The 19016-nt window shown below is 69.8% G+C and carries 1 pseudogene; it reads left to right on the top strand.

Features of this window, described 5'->3' with window-relative positions:
- Nucleotides 1-27: 27 nt before the first annotated feature.
- Nucleotides 28-18903: pseudogene (locus tag NS2_RS38380) on the top strand (non-ribosomal peptide synthetase).
- Nucleotides 18904-19016 lie beyond the last annotated feature (113 nt).

Raw genomic sequence — 19016 nt, 5'->3', positions numbered from 1 at the left:
CGTGCGCGGTGAGATCGGGGAGTGATCATGGTTCGGGTCGGGGGAGATGCGATCGACGATGCCGGGAGGGCGACCGGGTCGATCCGATCGCAGCGGACCCGGCCGGTGCGGATGCGCGGTCCGCGTTTCCGCGCGCTGCCGGAATTGCTGTTGGCCGCAGTCGAATCCGACCCGCACGCGCCCGCCCTCGTCTTCGCCGATGAGGCCGCCACCCTCGCGAGCCTGACCTACGCTGAGCTGGATGCGCATTCCACCCGACTGGCGCGACTGCTCATAGCGCGCGGGATCGGGCCCGAGGATTTCGTGGCGGTGGGGATTCCGCGCTCGGTCGAATCGTTGCTGGCGGTCTGGGCGGTCGCCAAGACCGGGGCGGCGTTCGTGCCGGTGGACCCGAAGTATCCCGCCGACCGGGTCGCGCACATGATGACCGATTCCGGTGCGGTGCTGGGCATTACGGTCGCCGCCGTGCGGCCCGAGCTGCCCGGCGCGGTGGAGTGGCTGATCATCGACACCGTCGGCGCGTCCGCCGGGCTCGGGGCCGGTTCCACCGAACTGATCACCAATGCCGACCGGGTAAGACCCTTGCGCGCGCATCATCCCGCGTATGTCATCTACACCTCGGGCTCGACCGGTCTGCCCAAGGGCGTCGTCGTTACGCAGTCCAATGCCGGGACCTATTGCGCGGTCCAGCGCGAGCGCCTTGGCGCCACCTCGGATTCCCGCGTGCTGCACGTGATTTCGCCGTCGTTCGATGTGTAGGTGGGTGAGCTGCTGCTGGCTGTCGGGGCTGCGGCGACGTTGGTGGTCACCGCGCCGACGGTGTACGGCGGGCCGGAGTTGGCGGCGCTGCTGCGTCGGGAGCGGGTGAACCACATGATGATCACGCCGTCGGCGTTGACCTCGGTGGATCCGAGCGGGCTCGACGCTTTGGAACTGCTCGTCGTCGCGGGTGAGGCGTGCCCGCCGGAGCTGGTGCGGCGCTGGGCGATTTCGCTTGCCGGGGGCCGATCGCGGCGGTTCGTGAACGGGTACGGGCCGACCGAGGCCACGATTCTGGCCAATACCGCCGAACTGACGCCGGACGAGACGGTGACCATCGGCGGACCGTTGCGCACCGTCACCGAATACGTGCTCGACGAACGCCTCATGCCGACCCTCGCCGGTGTGGCGGGCGAACTGTATCTGGCCGGAGACCAGCTGGCCCGGGGCTATCACAACCGGCCCGGGCTGACCGCCGAACGCTTCGTCGCGAACCCGTTCGGCGCGCCCGGTTCCCGCGCCTACCGCACCGGTGACCTGGTGCGGCGGACAGCGGCCGGGGAGCTGGAGTATCTGGGCCGCAATGATTTCCAGGTGAAGATTCGTGGTTTTCGGATCGAGCTGGGTGAGATCGACGCGGCGCTGGCGTCGTATCCGAGCGTGGACTTCGCGGTCACCATCGGACACGAACTCGCCGACGGGGCAACCATACTGGCGTCCTACGTGCACGCCGACGGCGCGGCCGCGGTGGATACCGACGAACTGATCGCCCTGGCCGGACGCAGCCTGCCCGCGCACATGGTGCCCGCCGCCATCACCGTGCTGGACACGATTCCGCTGACCCCGGTCGGCAAGCTGGACCGCCGGGCCCTGCCCGCGCCCAAGCTGCGCGTCGCCGAATTCCGCGCTCCCGCGGGCCGGCTCGAAACACTGGTCGCCGAGGTGTTCGCGGAGCTGCTGGGCACGGTGGATCCGATCGGTGCGGACGACGATTTCTTCGGCCTGGGCGGCAATTCGCTCATCGCCGCGCGCGGCGCGGCGCGGCTGGGTGCGCTGATCTCGGCGCGGGTGCCGGGGCGGCTGCTGTTCACCGCGCCGACCGTCGCGGCGCTGGCGCGGGAGCTGGCCGGACTCGAGGGTGCGGGCGGGCGCGCACCGCTCGAGGCGCGCCCGCGTCCGGAACGCATTCCCCTGTCCCCGGCACAGCAGCGGATGTGGTTCCTCAACCAGTTCGACCCGGCGTCGGCCGCGGACAATATTCCCCTCGCGCTGCGGGTGACCGGCGCGCTGGACGTGACGGCATTGCGGGCCGCGTTCGGCGATGTGATCGAGCGGCACGAGGCGCTGCGCACCGTCTACCCGGCCGTGGACGGTGTCGGGAGTCAGATGATTCTGCCTGCGGCAGAGGTGATTCCGGACCTGGTGCCGCGACCGGTGCGCGAGGAGGACCTGCCCGGGTGGCTCGCCGGGGCGGCGCTGACCGGATTCGATGTGTCGGCCCGGGTGCCGCTGCGGGTGGAGCTGGCCCGGCTCGGGCCGGACGAGCACGTGATCGCGGTGGTCCTGCACCACATCGCCGCCGACGGCTTCTCGACCGGACCGTTCGCGCGAGATCTCATGACGGCCTTCCTGGCCCGGCGCAACGGCGCGGTCCCGCCGTGGCGGCCGCTGCCGGTGCAGTACGCCGATTACACGCTGTGGCAGCGCGGGGCGCTCGGCGACGAGCACGAGCCCGGTTCGCTGGCCGCCACCCAGATCGACTACTGGCGTGGGGCTTTGGCGGGGATTCCGGAACGCATCGACCTGCCCGCCGACCGCCCGCGACCGGCCGTGGCCTCCGGGCAGGGCGCGACCTTCGCCTTCGAGATCGGCGCGGACCTGGTCGCGGGCGTCGACGAACTCGCCCACGCCGGTGGGGCCTCGCCGTTCATGGTGCTGCACAGCGTCTTCGCCGCCCTGCTCGCCCGGTTGTCGCGAACCGACGACATCGTGATCGGCAGCCCGGTGGCCGGGCGCGGTGAGCGCGAACTCGACGATCTCGTCGGCATGTTCGTCAACACCCTGGCCCTGCGCACCGAGGTCGACGGTGGGGCCGGTTTCAGGGAGCTGCTGCGGGCCGCGAAGGAAGTCGACCTGGCTGCCTTCTCGCACGCGGAGTTGCCCTTCGAGCGGCTGGTCGAGGTGCTCGATCCGGTCCGCACCCAGGCGCACCACCCGCTGTTCCAGGTGGCGATGTTCTTCCAGAACCTCGACGCGCCGCGCGTGGAGCTGCCCGGGCTGGTCGTCGAGTCCGTCGAATCTGATGGTGCGATAGCGAAATTCGACCTGCAACTGTCGCTGCTGCCGCGTGCGAACGATGGCATGGGCGCGGTGTTCACCTACGCGACCGATCTTTTCGACGAGGCGACGATCGCGGGTTTCGCGAGGCGGCTGGTGCGCCTGCTGTCCGCGGTGATTGCCGACACCTCGAGGCCGATCGGCGACATCGATCTCCTCGATGGCGCAGAGCGCACGCGAATGCTGGTGGACTGGAACGATACCCGGCACGCCATCCCCGAAGAATCGCTGCTCGATGGCTATCGGCGCGCGGTGGCGGCTCATCCCGATGTGGTGGCGGTGCATTTCGAGGGTGTGGAGCTGACCTACCGCGAGTTCGACGAGCGGGTGAACCGGCTTGCCCGGCTGTTGATCGCTCGGGGTGTGGGTGCGGAATCGCTGGTGGGCCTGGCTGTTCGGCGTTCGCTGGACCTGGTCGTCGGCGTGTATGCCGTGCTCACTGCCGGTGGTGGGTATGTGCCGTTGGATCCGGATCATCCGGCCGAGCGGATCGCGCATATTCTCGAGACCGCGCGCCCGGCGTGCGTGCTGACCACCACCGCCGACGCCGTGCCGGTCCCGGCAGGGACGCAGGTCGTGAGCCTGGACGCGGTGGATCCGAGAGCGTTTTCCGCTGCCCCGGTATCGGATACGGAACTGCTGCGCCCGGTGCGGCCGGAGCATCCAGCCTACGTCATCTTCACCTCCGGTTCCACCGGCCGCCCCAAGGGCGTCGCGGTGTCGCATCGGGCCATCCACAACCAGATCACCTGGATGCTGGCCGAGTACCCGATGGGGCCGGGTGCGGTCTATCTTCAGAAGACCGCGACGACCTTCGACGTGTCGCTGTGGGGCTACTTTATGCCGCTGCGGGCGGGTGCGAAGCTGGTGGTGGCCACCCACGACGGGCATCGCGATCCGGCGTACGTGGCCGAAACCATTGCGCGGCACGGCGTTACCGTCACCGACTTCGTGCCGTCGATGCTCACGGTGCTCGCCGCGCACGCCGCGCCGGGCACCATCGAGAGTCTGCGCGACGTGTTCGTGATCGGCGAGGCGCTGCCGCCGGAGACCGTCGCGGCCTTCGCCGGGGTGTCGGACGCCAGGGTGCACAACCTGTACGGTCCGACCGAGGCCGCCGTCTCGGTGACCTACTGGCAGGCGCGCGAGGACGAGCACGCCACCGTGCCGATCGGCGTACCGCAGTGGAATGTCGGTGTCTACGTACTGGATTCGCGCCTGCGTCCGGTGCCCGCCGGTGTCGCGGGTGAACTGTATCTGGCGGGTGATCAACTGGCGCGCGGCTACGTGCGCCGCCCCGACCTGACCTCGGATCGCTTCGTGGCCAACCCGTTCGGTACCGGCGAGCGCATGTACCGCACCGGTGACCTGGTGGTCTGGCGGGACGCCGGTTCGGGCCGCTCACAGCGACTGGAGTACATCGGCCGCACCGACTTCCAGGTCAAGTTCCGGGGGCAGCGCATCGAGCTCGGTGAGATCGAGACCGCGCTGCTGGCCCGGCCCGGGCTGAGTGCGGCGGTGGCCTCGGTCATGCCGTCCGAGCTCGGTGATCAGCTGGTCGCCCACGTGGTGCCGTTGCCCGGGCGCACCGTCGATGCGTCGGCATTGCCTGCTGCACTGGCGGATTCGCTGCCCCGGTACATGATTCCGTCGGCCATCGTGGTGCTGGACGAGTTCCCGTTGAATGCCAGCGGCAAGCTCGATCGCAAGGCGCTGCCCGCGCCGAGTTTCAGCGCGCGTCGATTCCGGACTCCCGCAACGGCTCTCGAAGAGATCGTGGCCGGTGTCTTCGCCGAGGTGCTCGGCATAGACCGGGTCGGTGCGGACGACGACTTCTTCGCCTTGGGCGGCAATTCCCTGATCGCCACTGCCGTGGTTGCCCGGATCGGTGCGGCGCTCGGGGACCGGGTGCCGGTGCGCACCCTGTTCGAATCCCCGACCGTCACCGCCCTGGCCTCGACGGTGGAGTCGCGAATCCGCCGGGTCCGCACCGGGGAACTGGGCAGTATCCCGCGTCCCGAGCGGCTGCCGCTCTCGCCCGCGCAGCAGCGCATGTGGTTCCTCAACCGCTTCGAGGATCTCGGCGACGGCACCGTCACCGCCGGATCGGCCGCCTACAACCTGCCGTTCGCGCTGCGACTGACCGGCGACCTCGACGTGGACGCGCTGAGCGCCGCGCTCGACGACGTGGTGGCCAGGCACGAAGTGCTGCGCACCGTCTACCCGGAGACCTCCGACGGCCCGGCGCAGACCGTGCTCGCCGGCGGTGCGCCGCTTCCGCGCCTGGTGGTCGCCCGCGCGGTCGCATCCGAGATCGCCGCCGCCGTCTACGAACTGGCCACGACGCCGTTCGACGTCACCTGGGAGGTGCCCATCCGGGTGCGACTGCTGGAGCTCACCGACGCGACGCCGGACCCGCAGTTCGTGCTGGCCGTGGTCGCCCACCACATCGCCGCCGACGCCTCGTCCATGGCTCCGCTGGTGCGCGACATCATGACCGCCTATACCGCGCGCCGCGGCGGCGGCGAACCCGCCTGGCTGCCGCTGCGGGTCCAGTACGCGGACTACGCGGTGTGGCAGCGCGAGGTGCTGGGCTCCGAGTCCGATCCGGAATCGGTTGCGGCCCAGCAGCTCGAGTACTGGCGCGGCGAGCTGGCCGGACTGCCGGACCTGCTGGAACTGCCGACCGACCGGCCGCGCCCGGCGGCGGTGTCCGCGCTCGGTTCACGGGTCGAGGTGCGCATCGATCCGGCCGTGCACGCGGGCGTGGTGCGCCTGGCCCGCGCGCACAACGCGACCGTCTTCATGGTCGTGCACGCGGCCCTCGCGGCCCTGCTGGCCCGGCTGTCGGGGACCGCTGACATTGCCATCGGCACCCCGGTGGCGGGGCGCGGCGAGCGCGAGCTCGACGATCTGATCGGCATGTTCGTCAACACCCTCGTGTTCCGGACGCGCGTGGACGGCGGGGAGTCGTTCGCGGAGCTGCTGGCCCGGCAGCGAGAGACCGACCTGCGGGCCTTCTCGCACAGCGACATTCCGTTCGAGCGGCTGGTGGAGGTGCTCGATCCGCCGCGCACCACCGCGCATCATCCGTTGTTCCAGGTGGGTCTGTCGTTCCAGAACATGGCCCGCACCGCACTGGAGTTGCCCGGCCTGACGATCGCGCCGGTCGAGTCGGATGTGGATGTGTCGCAGTTCGATCTGCATCTGGTCGTGTCCGACGGTTACGACGAGGCCGGTACGCCGCTGGGCATCGGCGGCTATCTGACCTACGCGAGCGATCTCTACGATGCCGGGACGGTCGCCGGATTCGTGGACCGGCTGAACCGGTTGCTCGCCGCCGTGGTCTCGAATCCGGCGCTCCCCGTCGGTGATATCGAGCTGCTCGCCCCGGACGAGTGGGCCGCGGTGGCGGCCGCGCGCACCGCGACCGCGCACCCGCTGGACGCGACCGCGAACCTGCTCGCCCGATTCGAGGCGCAGGCGGCGCGCACGCCCGCGGCGACCGCGCTCAGCTTCGAGGGCACGAGCCTGACCTACGGTGAGTTCGCCGAGCGGGTGCACCGGCTGGCCCGCCATCTGATCGCTTCGGGAATCGGCCCGGACACGCTGGTGGCCCTGGGCCTTCGCCGTTCCGCCGACCTGGTGGTGGCGATGTACGCGGTGCTGGCCGCCGGTGGCGCGTACGTGCCGCTGGATCTGGACCAGCCCGCCGACCGCATCGGTCAGGTGCTCGAGACCGCGCAGCCGATGTGGGTGCTGACCACCTCGCGCGACGGGTTCGAACCCGTCGAACCGTGCGGATTGCTCCGCATCGACGATTTGGACTTGTCGGGCTACCCGGGTGCTCCGGTGACCGACGCGGATCGGCGCGCGCCGCTGCGTTCCTCGAATATCGCCTACGTCATCTTCACCTCCGGTTCGACCGGCCGCCCGAAGGGCGTCGCGGTCCCGCACGCCGCCGTGGTCAACCAGATCGCTTGGATCACTTCGGAATACGGCCTCTCGGCCGATGATGTAGTGCTGCTCAAGACGCCGCAGACCTTCGACGTGTCGGTGTGGGAACTGTTCGCGCCGCTGGCCGTCGGTGCGCGCATGGTCGTGGCCACTCCGGACGGGCATCGGGATCCGCAGTACCTGGCGGAGGTGATTGCGGCCGAGGGTGTCACGATCACTTCGTTCGTGCCGTCCATGCTCAGCGTGTTCGCGGGCGGTGTGGCCGCCGAACAGCTGTCCTCGCTGCGGGCGCTGCTGGTGGCCGGTGAGGCGTTCACCTCCGATGTGGTGCGGGCCTTCCGCAGGGTCGGCTCGGCCGCACTGCACAACCTCTACGGCCCCACGGAATTCACCGTGCACGCCACGCACGCGCCGGCCTCCGACGACATGCGGGGCGCTGTCCCGATCGGTCGCCCGGTGTGGAATGCCCAGGCGTACGTGCTGGATTCGCGGCTGAATCCGGTCCTGCCGGGTGTCGCGGGCGAGCTGTACCTCGCGGGCAGTCAGCTGGCGCGCGGCTACTTCGGCCGGGCGGATCTGACCGCGGATCGCTTCGTGGCCAGCCCGTTCGGGTTCGGTGAGCGCATGTACCGCACCGGTGATCTGGTGCGCTCCGACAGCGACGGGTCCATCACCTATCTGGGCCGTACCGACTTCCAGGTGAAGTTGCGTGGTCTGCGCATCGAGCTCGGTGAGATCGAATCCGCGCTGACCGCCCACGATTCGGTGGCGCAGGCGGTCGTGGTGCTGAACTCCGACCCGCGCACCGGCGACCGCCTCGTCGGATACCTGGTTCCGTCCGGATCGAATGTGGATGTGCCGCTGGTGAAGTCGGCACTGGCCGCGGCCTTGCCGTCGTACATGGTGCCGTCGGCGTTCGTGGTGCTCGACGCACTGCCGCTCAATGCCAATGGCAAGCTGGATCGAAAGGCGCTGCCCGAGCCCGAGTTCGAGGCCACCGCCTTCCGCGCGCCGTCCACCCCGATCGAGGAGATCGTTGCCGGCGTCTTCACCGACGTGCTCGGCTCCGGCCGCTCCGCCTCCCCGCGCTCGGTCGGCGCGGACGACGACTTCTTCGCCCTGGGCGGAAACTCCCTGGTGGCAACGCAGGTCGCGGCTCGCCTGGGCGCGGCGCTCGATACGCGGGTGCCGGTCCGGATGCTGTTCGAAGCGCCGACGGTCGCCGCGCTCGCCATTCGGGTGGAGCAGCAGGCGGGCCGTGGGCGGAAGGCGCTGACCGCCGGACCGCGTCCGGATCGGGTGCCGTTGTCGCTGGCGCAGCAGCGCATGTGGTTCCTCAACCGGTTCGACCCCGCCTCGGCCGCCTACAACATTCCGGCCGCCGTCCGTCTGACCGGTGAGCTGAATGTGGCCGCGTTGCAGCAGGCCGTGGCCGACACCATCGGCCGTCACGAGTCGCTGCGCACCGTCTACCCGCAGATCGACGGCGAACCGCGGCAGGTCATCCGGCCCGCCGCCGAGGCGGTGCCCGACCTCACGCCGGTGCCGGTGAGCGTGAGCTCGCTGCCGCATCGCATCGCCGGTGTGCTGTCGGCCGGTTTCGATGTGGCGCGCGAGATTCCGGTGCGCGCCGGGCTGTTCCGGGTCGAACCTGCCGCTGTGTCCGGTGGCGGCACCGCCGCCGAATACGTCCTGGTCTTCGTGGTGCACCACATCAGCGCCGACGGCTGGTCCATGGGCCCGTTCACCCGGGACGTCATGCTGGCCTACGCGGCGCGGGTGCAGGGCGAGGCGCCGGCCTGGTCACCGCTGCCGGTGCAGTACGCGGACTACACGCTGTGGCAGCGCGAGGTCCTCGGCTCCGAGAACGATCCGGACAGCCTCATCTCCGCGCAGGCCGACTACTGGCGGACCACCCTGGCCGGGCTGCCCGACGAGCTCAACCTGCCCTGGGATCGCCCACGGCCGCCGGTGTCCTCATTGCGCGGTGGCACGGTCGATTTCGAGATCGATGCCGAACTGCACGGCCGCCTGCGGGACATCGCGCGGGAACGCAATGCGACGCTGTTCATGGTCGTGCACACCGCCCTCGCGGTGTTCCTGGCGCGACTGTCGGGCACCGGTGACATCGCCGTCGGCACCCCGATCGCGGGTCGCGGTGAGGCCGAACTCGACGACGTGATCGGCATGTTCGTCAATACCCTGGTGCTGCGTACCCGGGTATCGGGACAGCAGTCCTTCGCGGATCTCCTGGCGGAGGTCAAGGATTCGGATCTGGGCGCGTTCGCGCACGCGGATATGCCGTTCGAGCGCCTGGTCGAGCTGCTCAACCCGGAGCGCTCGACCGCGCGCAATCCGCTGTTCCAGGTGGCGCTGTCGTTCGAGAATCTGCCCGATGCCGGATTCGAATTGCCCGGATTGCGGGTCGGCGGTGTCGATTTCGAGATCGACACAGCGAAATTCGACCTGGAGCTGAGGGTGGTGGGAGCGGCCGATTCCGGCGCGACCGGCATCCTCACCTTCGCGCGCGACCTGTTCGACCGGGCGACGGTCCAAGGGTTCGCGCAGCGCTTCCTGCGCGTGCTGGAAGCGATCGCGGCCGACCCGGAGATCGGTGTCGGCGCGATCGACATCCTCGATGGGAGCGAACGGGCCGATCTGGTGGCCCGTTTCGGACTGCCCGCCCTCCCCACACGGACGTTGCCGGAGCTGATCGCCGATGCCGTCGCGGTCGACCCCGCAGCGCCCGCCGTGGTGCTCGAGGGGCGGAGTCTGTCCTACGGTGAGCTGGATAGTCGCTCGAATCGTCTGGCGCGCTTGCTGATCGGGCGTGGAGTCGGTGCCGAGGATCTGGTCGCGATCGCGGTGCCGCGTTCGTCTGACTCGTACCTGGCCGAGTGGGCGGTGACCAAGACCGGTGCGGCCTTCGTGCCGGTGGATCCGAACTACCCGGCCGATCGCATTGCCCACATGGTCACCGACTCCGGTTCGCGGTTCGGCCTGACGGTGAGTGCGGTGCGGGCCGGGCTGCCGGATTCGGTCGAGTGGCTGGTGCTCGACGAGCTGGAACCGAATGCGTTCGCGGACACCGTGATCGACGATTCGGACCGGGCGCGCCCCTTGCGTCCGGAGCATCCCGCGTATGTCATCTACACCTCGGGTTCGACCGGTGTGCCCAAGGGCGTCGTGGTCACCCACACCGGTCTGGTCAACTTCGCCACCGAGCAGATCGAGCGCTACGGCCTCGATTCAGCCTCGCGTGCTTTGCATTTCGCCTCGCCGTCGTTCGATGCGTCGATTCTGGAATTCCTGCTCGCGGTCGGCGGGGCCGGAACGCTGGTGGTCGTGCCGCCGGGTATCTACGGCGGTGAGGAACTGGCGGAGCTGATTCGCCGTGAGCGGGTCACCCATGCGCTCATCACTCCCGCGGTGCTGGCCACCCTGGATCCGGCCGGGCTCGACAGCCTGCGCGTCCTGATCGCCGGTGGCGAAGCCGTCGCGGCCGAGCTGGTCGCGAAATGGGCGGTTCCCATTGGCGAAGGGACCCTGCGGGACGGCGCGATTCGGGCCTTCCACAATGCCTACGGTCCGACCGAGGCCACGATCATGACCAACCTGAGTGATGCGCTGGTCCCGGGTGCTCCGGTCACCATCGGTGGCCCGATCCGGGGTGTGCGGTCGCTGATCCTCGACGATCGGTTGCAGCCGGTGCCGGTCGGTGTGGCGGGTGAGTTGTATGTGGCGGGCACCCAGCTGGCCCGCGGATACCACGCGCGAGCGGGCTTGACGGCGGATCGGTTCGTGGCCAATCCGTTCGCCGTGGGGGAGCGGATGTACCGCACCGGTGACGTGGTCCGCTGGACCTCGGACGGTGAGGTCGAGTACGTCGGTCGTTCCGACTTCCAGGTCAAGGTGCGCGGTTTCCGCATCGAGCTGGGCGAGATCGACGCGGTGCTGGCCTCGCACGAGACCGTCGACTTCGCGGTCACCGTGGGGCACAAGAGCACCGCGGGCGCGACCGCGCTGGTCTCGTATGTGCTGCCGGTGGCCGGTGGTGACGTCGATGTCGCGGTGCTCACCGAGCACGTGGCGGCGCTGCTGCCGGAATACATGGTCCCGGCGTCGATCACGGTGCTCGACGCCATCCCGCTGACACCGGTCGGCAAGCTGGATCGGCGCGCGCTGCCGGAACCGGTGTTCGCCGATCGAGCGCGGGGAGCGGAATTCCTGGCCCCGAGAACACCTTTGGAGCACACGGTCGCGGCCGTCGTGGCGGAGGTGCTGGGTCTGGAGCGGGTCGGCGTCTACGACGACTTCTTCGCGCTGGGCGGTAACTCACTGCTCGCGACCCAGGTCGCCGCGCGCATCGGCGCCGCGCTGAAGGCTCGGGTGCCGGTGCGGGCGGTGTTCGAGGCGTCCACCGTCGCGGGTCTGGCCGCCGAGGCGGAGCAGTACGCCGGGGCGGGAGATCGCAAGGCGCTCACCGCCGGACCGCGACCGGACATTGTCCCGCTGTCGCTGGCTCAGCAGCGCATGTGGTTCCTCAACCAGTTCGACACCATCTCGGCGGCCTACAACATCCCGGTCGCCGTCCGCCTCTCCGGTGACCTGGACACGGCCGCCTTGCAGGTTGCCGTCGCCGATCTGATCGAACGGCACGAGGTGTTGCGGACGATCTATCCGCAGGTGAACGGCGACCCCTCGCAGCTGATCCTGCCTGCCGGGCAGGCACTTCCGGATCTGACTCCGGTCGTGGTCGGCGCGGACTCCCTGCTCGATCGGATAACCGAATTCCTCGGTGCGGGTTTCGACGTGACCACCGAAGTCCCGGTGCGAGCCAGGCTGTTCCATCTCGACGGCGGTGAAAGCGCCGAGTATGTCCTGGCTTTCGTGGTACACCACATCGGTGCCGACGGCTGGTCCATGGGCCCGCTCACCCGCGATGTGATGACCGCGTACGCCGCCCGCGTATCCGGTACCGCTCCCGGCTGGGCGCCGCTTCCGGTGCAGTATGCCGACTTCGCGCTCTGGCAGCGCGAGGTCCTCGGCTCGGAGGACGATCCCGCCAGCCTGATTGCCGCTCAGTCCGAGTACTGGCGCGCCGCGCTCGCGGGGCTGCCGGACGAGCTGAACCTGCCCGCGGACCGGCCGCGTCCGCCGGTGGCATCCCTGCGCGGCGGCACGGTGCGCTTCGAGATCGCGGCCGAGCTGCATCACTGCCTGGAAAGCCTGGCACGGGACCGCAATACGACGCTGTTCATGGTCGTGCACACCGCCCTCGCGGTGTTCCTGGCGCGGCTGTCCGGCAGTGCCGATCTGGCGATCGGCACCCCGATCGCGGGTCGCGGTGAGGCTGAACTCGACGACGTGATCGGCATGTTCGTCAACACCCTGGTGCTGCGTACCCGCGTCTCCGGACAGCAATCGTTCGAGGACCTGCTGGCCGAGGTGCGGGACACCGACCTGGCGGCGTTCGCGCACGCGGACATGCCGTTCGAGCGGCTGGTGGAGCTGTTGAACCCGGAGCGCTCGACCGCGCGCAATCCGCTGTTCCAGGCGGCGCTGTCGTTCGAGAACCTGCCCGACGCCGGATTCGAGTTGCCCGGATTGCGGATCGGCGCGGTCGATTTCGCGGCCGACATCGCGAAATTCGACCTGCAACTGACCGTCGCGGGTGCCTCCGATGCCGGTGCGACCGGCATCTTCACCTACGCGCGCGACCTGTTCGACGCGTCGACGGTGGAGGCGTTCGCGCAGCGGTTCCTGCGGCTGCTCACCGATATCGTCGCGCGGCCGGGCCATCCGGTCGGCGATCTGGAGCTGCTGTCGCCCACGGAGTTCGAGGACCTGACCGACCGTCAGGGCGGCCCGGCGGTTCCGGCGCGCACCTACCCGGACCTGATCGCCGATGCCGTGGCCATCGATCCCGCCGCGCCCGCGGTGGTGTCCGACGGCCGGAGCCTGACCTACGGCGAGCTGGACTCCCGATCGAACCGCCTGGCGCGCTTGCTGATCGAGGGCGGCATCGGCACCGAGGATCTGGTGGCCGTCGCGGTGCCGCGCTCGGCCGAGTCGTACTTCGCCGAGTGGGCGGTGTCCAAGACCGGTGCGGCCTTCCTGCCCGTCGACCCGACCTACCCGGCCGACCGCATTGCCCACATGCTCACCGATTCCGGTGCGGTGATCGGCCTGACGGTGGCCGCGGTGCGCGCGGACCTGCCGGACTCGGTCGAATGGCTGGTGCTCGACGAGCTGGAGCCGGACGGGTTCGCGGACAACGCCATCGCCGACGCCGAACGGGTGCGTCCGCTGCGTCCGGAGCATCCGGCCTATGTCGTCTACACCTCGGGCTCGACCGGTCTGCCCAAGGGCGTGGTCGTCACCCACGCCGGTCTGGCCAACTTCGCCGCCGAGCAGGTCGACCGCTACGGGCTCGATTCAGCCACGCGCGCACTGCATTTCGCCTCGCCGTCCTTCGACGGGTCGATGATGGAATTCCTCATGGCGCTCGGCGGTGGCGGCGCCCTGGTGGTGGTCCCGCCCGGGATCTACGGTGGCGAGGAACTGGCCGAGGTCATCCGTCGCGAGCGGGTCACCCACGCGTTCATCACCACCGCCGCGCTGGCCACCTTCGCGCCCGACGGCCTGGACTCGCTGCGGGTGCTGGCCGTCGGCGGCGAAGCGGTTCCGGCCGAGCTGATCGCCAAGTGGGCGGTGCGCCTGCCCGACGGCACGATTCGCGCCTTCCACGACGTCTACGGTCCGACCGAGACCACCATCGTCACGAATATCGGTGACCCGCTGGTGCCGGGCGATCCCGTCACCATCGGCGGACCCGTCCGTGGCATGCGGTCATTGATCCTGGACGACCGGCTGCGCCCCGTCCCGGTGGGTGTCGCGGGTGAGCTGTACCTGTCGGGGATCCAGTTGGCGCGCGGCTATCACGCGCGGCCGGGCCTGAGCGCGGAACGATTCGTGGCCAACCCGTTCGGTGCCGGCGAGCGCATGTACCGCACCGGTGACGTGGTGCGCTGGAGCCCGGATCGCCGGATCGAATACGTGGGCCGTTCCGATTTCCAGCTGAAGGTGCGCGGCTTCCGCATCGAGCTCGGCGAGATCGACGCCGCCCTCTCCGCGCACGCGAGCGTCGACTTCGCGGTGACCGTCGGCCATCGGCAGGAGTCCGGGGCCACCATCCTGGCGGCCTACGTGGTGCCGGTGGCCGGCGGCGTCATCGATGTGGCGGCGCTGACCGAGCATGTCGCGGGCCGCCTGCCGGAATACATGGTGCCCACGGCCATTACGGTCCTCGACGCCGTGCCGCTGACTCCGGTCGGCAAGCTGGATCGGCGCGCGCTGCCGGAGCCGGTGCTCGTGCAACGCGAATTCGTTGCGCCCAGAACACCTTCGGAGCGGCTCGTCGCCGACACCATGGCGGCGGTGCTCGGTGTGGAACGGGTCGGCGTGCACGACGACTTCTTCACCCTGGGCGGTAATTCGCTGCTCGCCACCCAGGTGGTGGCCCGGCTCGGTGCGGCACTCGACGCCCGGGTGCCGGTGCGGGCGCTGTTCGAAGCGCCAACCGTCGCCGCGCTCGCGGCCGGTGTCGAACAGCGGGCCGGTGACGGCGGTCGACCGGCGCTGACCGCGCGCAAGCGCCCGGAGCAGGTGCCGCTGTCGCTGGCTCAGCAGCGGATGTGGTTCCTCAACCGGTTCGACACCGCCTCGGCGGCCTACAACATCCCGGTCGCCGTCCGCCTCACCGGCGAGCTGGACACGGCCGCTCTGCAAGACGCGGTCGCCGATCTGATCGGACGCCACGAGATCCTGCGGACGATCTACCCGCAGGCGGACGGCAGCCCGGTGCAGGTGATCCTGCCCGCGGCACAGGCGATTCCGGACCTGACGCCGGTGGAGGTCGATGCGGAGACGCTGCTGGAGCGGGTCGCCGAATTCCTCGGCACGGGTTTCGACGTGACGACCGAGATCCCGCTGCGGGCCCGGCTCTTCCGCGTCCACGGTGGTGAAAGCGCCGAGTACGTGCTGGCTTTCGTGGTGCACCACATCAGCGCTGACGGCTGGTCCATGGGCCCGCTCACCCGCGATGTGATGACGGCCTACGCGGCGCGGGTGTCCGGTATCGCTCCGGGCTGGGCACCATTGCCGGTGCAGTACGCCGACTTCGCGCTCTGGCAGCGCGAGGTCCTCGGCCGCGAGGACGACCCCACCGGCCTGCTCGCCACCCAGTCCGAGTACTGGCGCGCCGCGCTCGCGGGGCTGCCGGACGAGCTGAACCTGCCCGCGGACCGGCCGCGTCCGCCGGTGGCATCCCTGCGCGGCGGCACGGTGCGCTTCGAGATCCCGGCCGACCTGCGACGCGGCCTGGAAAACCTGGCGCGGGAACGCAATGCGACCCCGTTCATGGTGATCCACGCCGCCCTCGCGGTGTTCCTGGCGCGACTGTCGGGCACCGACGACATCGCCGTCGGCACCCCGATCGCGGGTCGCGGTGAGGCCGAACTCGACGACGTGATCGGCATGTTCGTCAACACCCTGGTATTGCGCACCCGCGTCTCGGGCCAGACCTTCACGGATCTGCTGGCCGAGACCAAGGACACCGATCTGGCTGCCTTCGCGCACGCCGATGTGCCGTTCGAGCGCCTGGTGGAGGTGCTGAACCCGGAGCGCTCGACCGCACGCAATCCGCTGTTCCAGGTCGCCCTGTCGTTCACCAACCTGCCGGACACCGGGTTCGAGTTGCCCGGATTGCGGGTCGGCGCGGTCGATTTCGAGGTCGGCATCGCGAAGTTCGATCTGGAGCTGACCGTCGCGGGCTGGGCCGAATCGGGCACGGTCGGGATGTTCACCTTCGCGCGGGACCTGTTCGACGCGGCGACGGTCGAGGTGTTCGCGCAGCGCTTCCTGCGCGTGCTGGAAGCGATCGCGGCCGACCCGGAGATCGGTGTCGGCGCGATCGACATCCTCGATGGGAGCGAGCGGGCCGATCTAGTGGCCCGTTTCGGCCTGCCCGCCATGCCGGCACGGACCCTGCCGCAACTGATCGCCGATGCCGTCGCCATCGATCGCGACGCGCCCGCGGTCGTGTTCGAGGGGCGGAGTCTGTCCTACGGCGAGCTGGATGAGCGGTCGAATCGCCTGGCGCGCTTGCTGATCGGGCATGGTATCGGTGCCGAGGATCTGGTCGCTGTCGCGGTGCCGCGTTCGGATGAGTCGTACCTGGCCGAGTGGGCGGTGTCCAAGACCGGTGCGGCGTTCGTGCCGGGGGATCCGAACTACCCGGCGGACCGTATCACCCACATGGTCACCGACTCCGGATCCCTGGTCGGCCTCACCGTGGCGTCGGTGCAGGCAAGCCTGCCGGATACGGTCGAGTGGCTGGTGCTCGACGAGATGGATCCGAATGCGTTCTCGGACAACTAGATCACCGACGGCGAACGCGTGCGGCCGCTGCGTGCGGAGCATCCGGCGTATGTCATCTACACCTCGGGTTCGACCGGTGTGCCCAAGGGCGTCGTGGTCACCCACACCGGTCTGGTCAACTTCGTCACCGAGCAGGTCGAGCGTTATCGGCTCGATTCGTCCTCGCGTGCTTTGCATTTCGCTTCGCCGTCGTTCGATGCGTCGATTCTCGAGTTCCTGCTCGCGGTCGGCAATGCCGGAACGCTGGTGGTCGTGCCGCCGGGCATCTACGGCGGTGAGGAACTGGCGGAGCTGATTCGCCGTGAGCGGGTCACCCATGCGCTCATCACTCCCGCTGTGCTGGCCACCCTGGATCCGGCCGGGCTCGACAGCCTCCGGGTACTGATCGCCGGTGGTGAAGCGCTGTCCGCTGATCTCGTGGAGAAGTGGGCGGTGCCCTTGGCGGACGGTGCGATTCGGGCCTTCCACAATGCCTACGGTCCGACCGAGGCCACGATCATGACCAACTTGAGTGATGTGCTGGTCCCGGGTGCTCCGGTCACCATCGGTGGCCCGATCCGGGGTGTGCGGTCGCTGATCCTCGACGATCGGTTGCAGCCGGTGCCGGTCGGTGTGGCGGGTGAGTTGTATGTGGCGGGCACCCAGCTGGCGCGTGGTTACCACGCGCGAGCGGGCTTGACGGCGGATCGGTTCGTGGCCAATCCGTTCGCCGTGGGGGAGCGGATGTACCGCACCGGTGACGTGGTCCGCTGGACCTCGGACGGTGAGGTCGAGTACGTCGGTCGTTCCGACTTCCAGGTCAAGGTGCGCGGTTTCCGCATCGAGCTGGGCGAGATCGACGCGGTGCTCGCCGCACACGACGACGTCGACCACGCCGTCACCCTCGGCCGCGCCACCCCCGCCGGGGAAACCGTGCTCGTCTCCTATGTGCTTGCCGCACAGGGTCATACGATCGATCCCGACGCGCTGATCCATCACGTCGCCGCGCGCCTGCCCTCCTACATGGTCCCGACGGCCATCGTCGTGCTCGACGAATTGCCGCTGACCCCGGTCGGCAAGCTGGATCGAGCCGCGCTGCCCGCACCCGAACTGCGGCCTCGGGCCTACCGGGCTCCCGCCACACCGGCCGAAACCCTCGTGGCCGCGGCCTTCGCCGAGGCGCTGGGTCTGGAGCGGGTCGGCGCGGAAGACGACTTCTTCGCCGTCGGTGGTACCTCGCTGCTGGCGACCGGGGTGGTGAGCCGGCTGCGGGAGCAGACGGGCGCAGAGCTGAGCGTCGCCGACTTCTTCGGCGACGCCACCGTCACCGGCCTGGCCCGTCGCCTCGACGCGCTCGGACCCGCGCGGCAGCCCGACCCGGCCGCCGCGCTCGGCGTCATCCTGCCCATCCGGGCCGAGGGCACGGCCAGACCGCTGTTCTGCATCCACCCGATGGCCGGATTGGCCTGGTGCTATTCGGGTTTGGCCCGGGTTCTGCCGCCCGACCAGCCCATTTTCGGTGTGCAGTCGCCCGCGCTGACCGAACCGGACTTCACGCCGACCTCGCTCACCGAGATCGCCCGGCGCTACGTCACCGAGCTGCGCGCCGTCCAACCCGAGGGCCCCTACCGGCTGCTGGGCTGGTCGCTCGGCGCGAAACTGGCCCACACCATGGCGGCGATCCTGCAAGAACAGGGCGAATCGGTCGAGCTGCTCGCCATGCTCGACGCCTACCCGCACCCCGCACGCGCCGAGGCCGGACTCCGGGACGCACTCCAGGAGACCTTCGCCGGTCTCGGGCTCCCGGACGCCCTGTCCGGGATCGGCGATCGGCTCGAACTGAGCGAAGTGGCGGTCGACCTGCTCCAGGAGACCCTCGCCCGGGACTTCGGCGGCGTGCCGCGCGAGCTGGTGCGCCGGATGTCCGACGCGGTCATCCGCTCGGTGGCGCTGGATCGGGACTTCCGGCCCGGCCGCTACCGCGGACCGCTGCTGTTCTTCCGGGCCGACGACCCCGAACACGCCGCGGCCGGGCGTGCCGCGGCCGATTGGGCGCCCTTCGTCACCGGCGACATCGTGGACCACCTCATCCCGGTCACCCACGAAAACATGACCGAGCCCGGGGCGCTGGACGGCATCGGCGCGGTCCTCACCGATGTACTTCGGCGGCTGGACGACCCGGCGGCGAACCGGGCCCGGACCTCGACGCCGGACCCCGACCCGGACATTCCGTCGGGGCTGGACCTCGCCGATCTCGAGCTGATGGGGATCTCGGTGCGGACCATCGGTTTCGATATCGCCGAGGGCACACCGCCCGCCCGGGTACAGTCGGCCGTCCGCTACCTGCGCGACCGGCACCCCGGACTGCTGGTCCGCTTGCATTTCGCGGGCGACAAGGTCGACTCGGAGATCGGGGGGAATATTGACTAGACGACGGTCCCTGTATGCCTGCTGACGTGCAGCAGATACCGTAGCGGCCGAGGCCGAGCGCCGACGCCGAGGTAACGGTTGGCGCATCCCGATTCGATGGATCAGGATGTGTG

Origin of the sequence: Nocardia seriolae NBRC 15557, assembly GCF_007990715.1 — a bacterium.
Classification (GTDB): domain Bacteria; phylum Actinomycetota; class Actinomycetes; order Mycobacteriales; family Mycobacteriaceae; genus Nocardia; species Nocardia seriolae.
The sequence above is the reverse complement of the archived record's forward strand: the minus strand, read 5'-3'. Positions and strand labels throughout refer to the sequence as shown.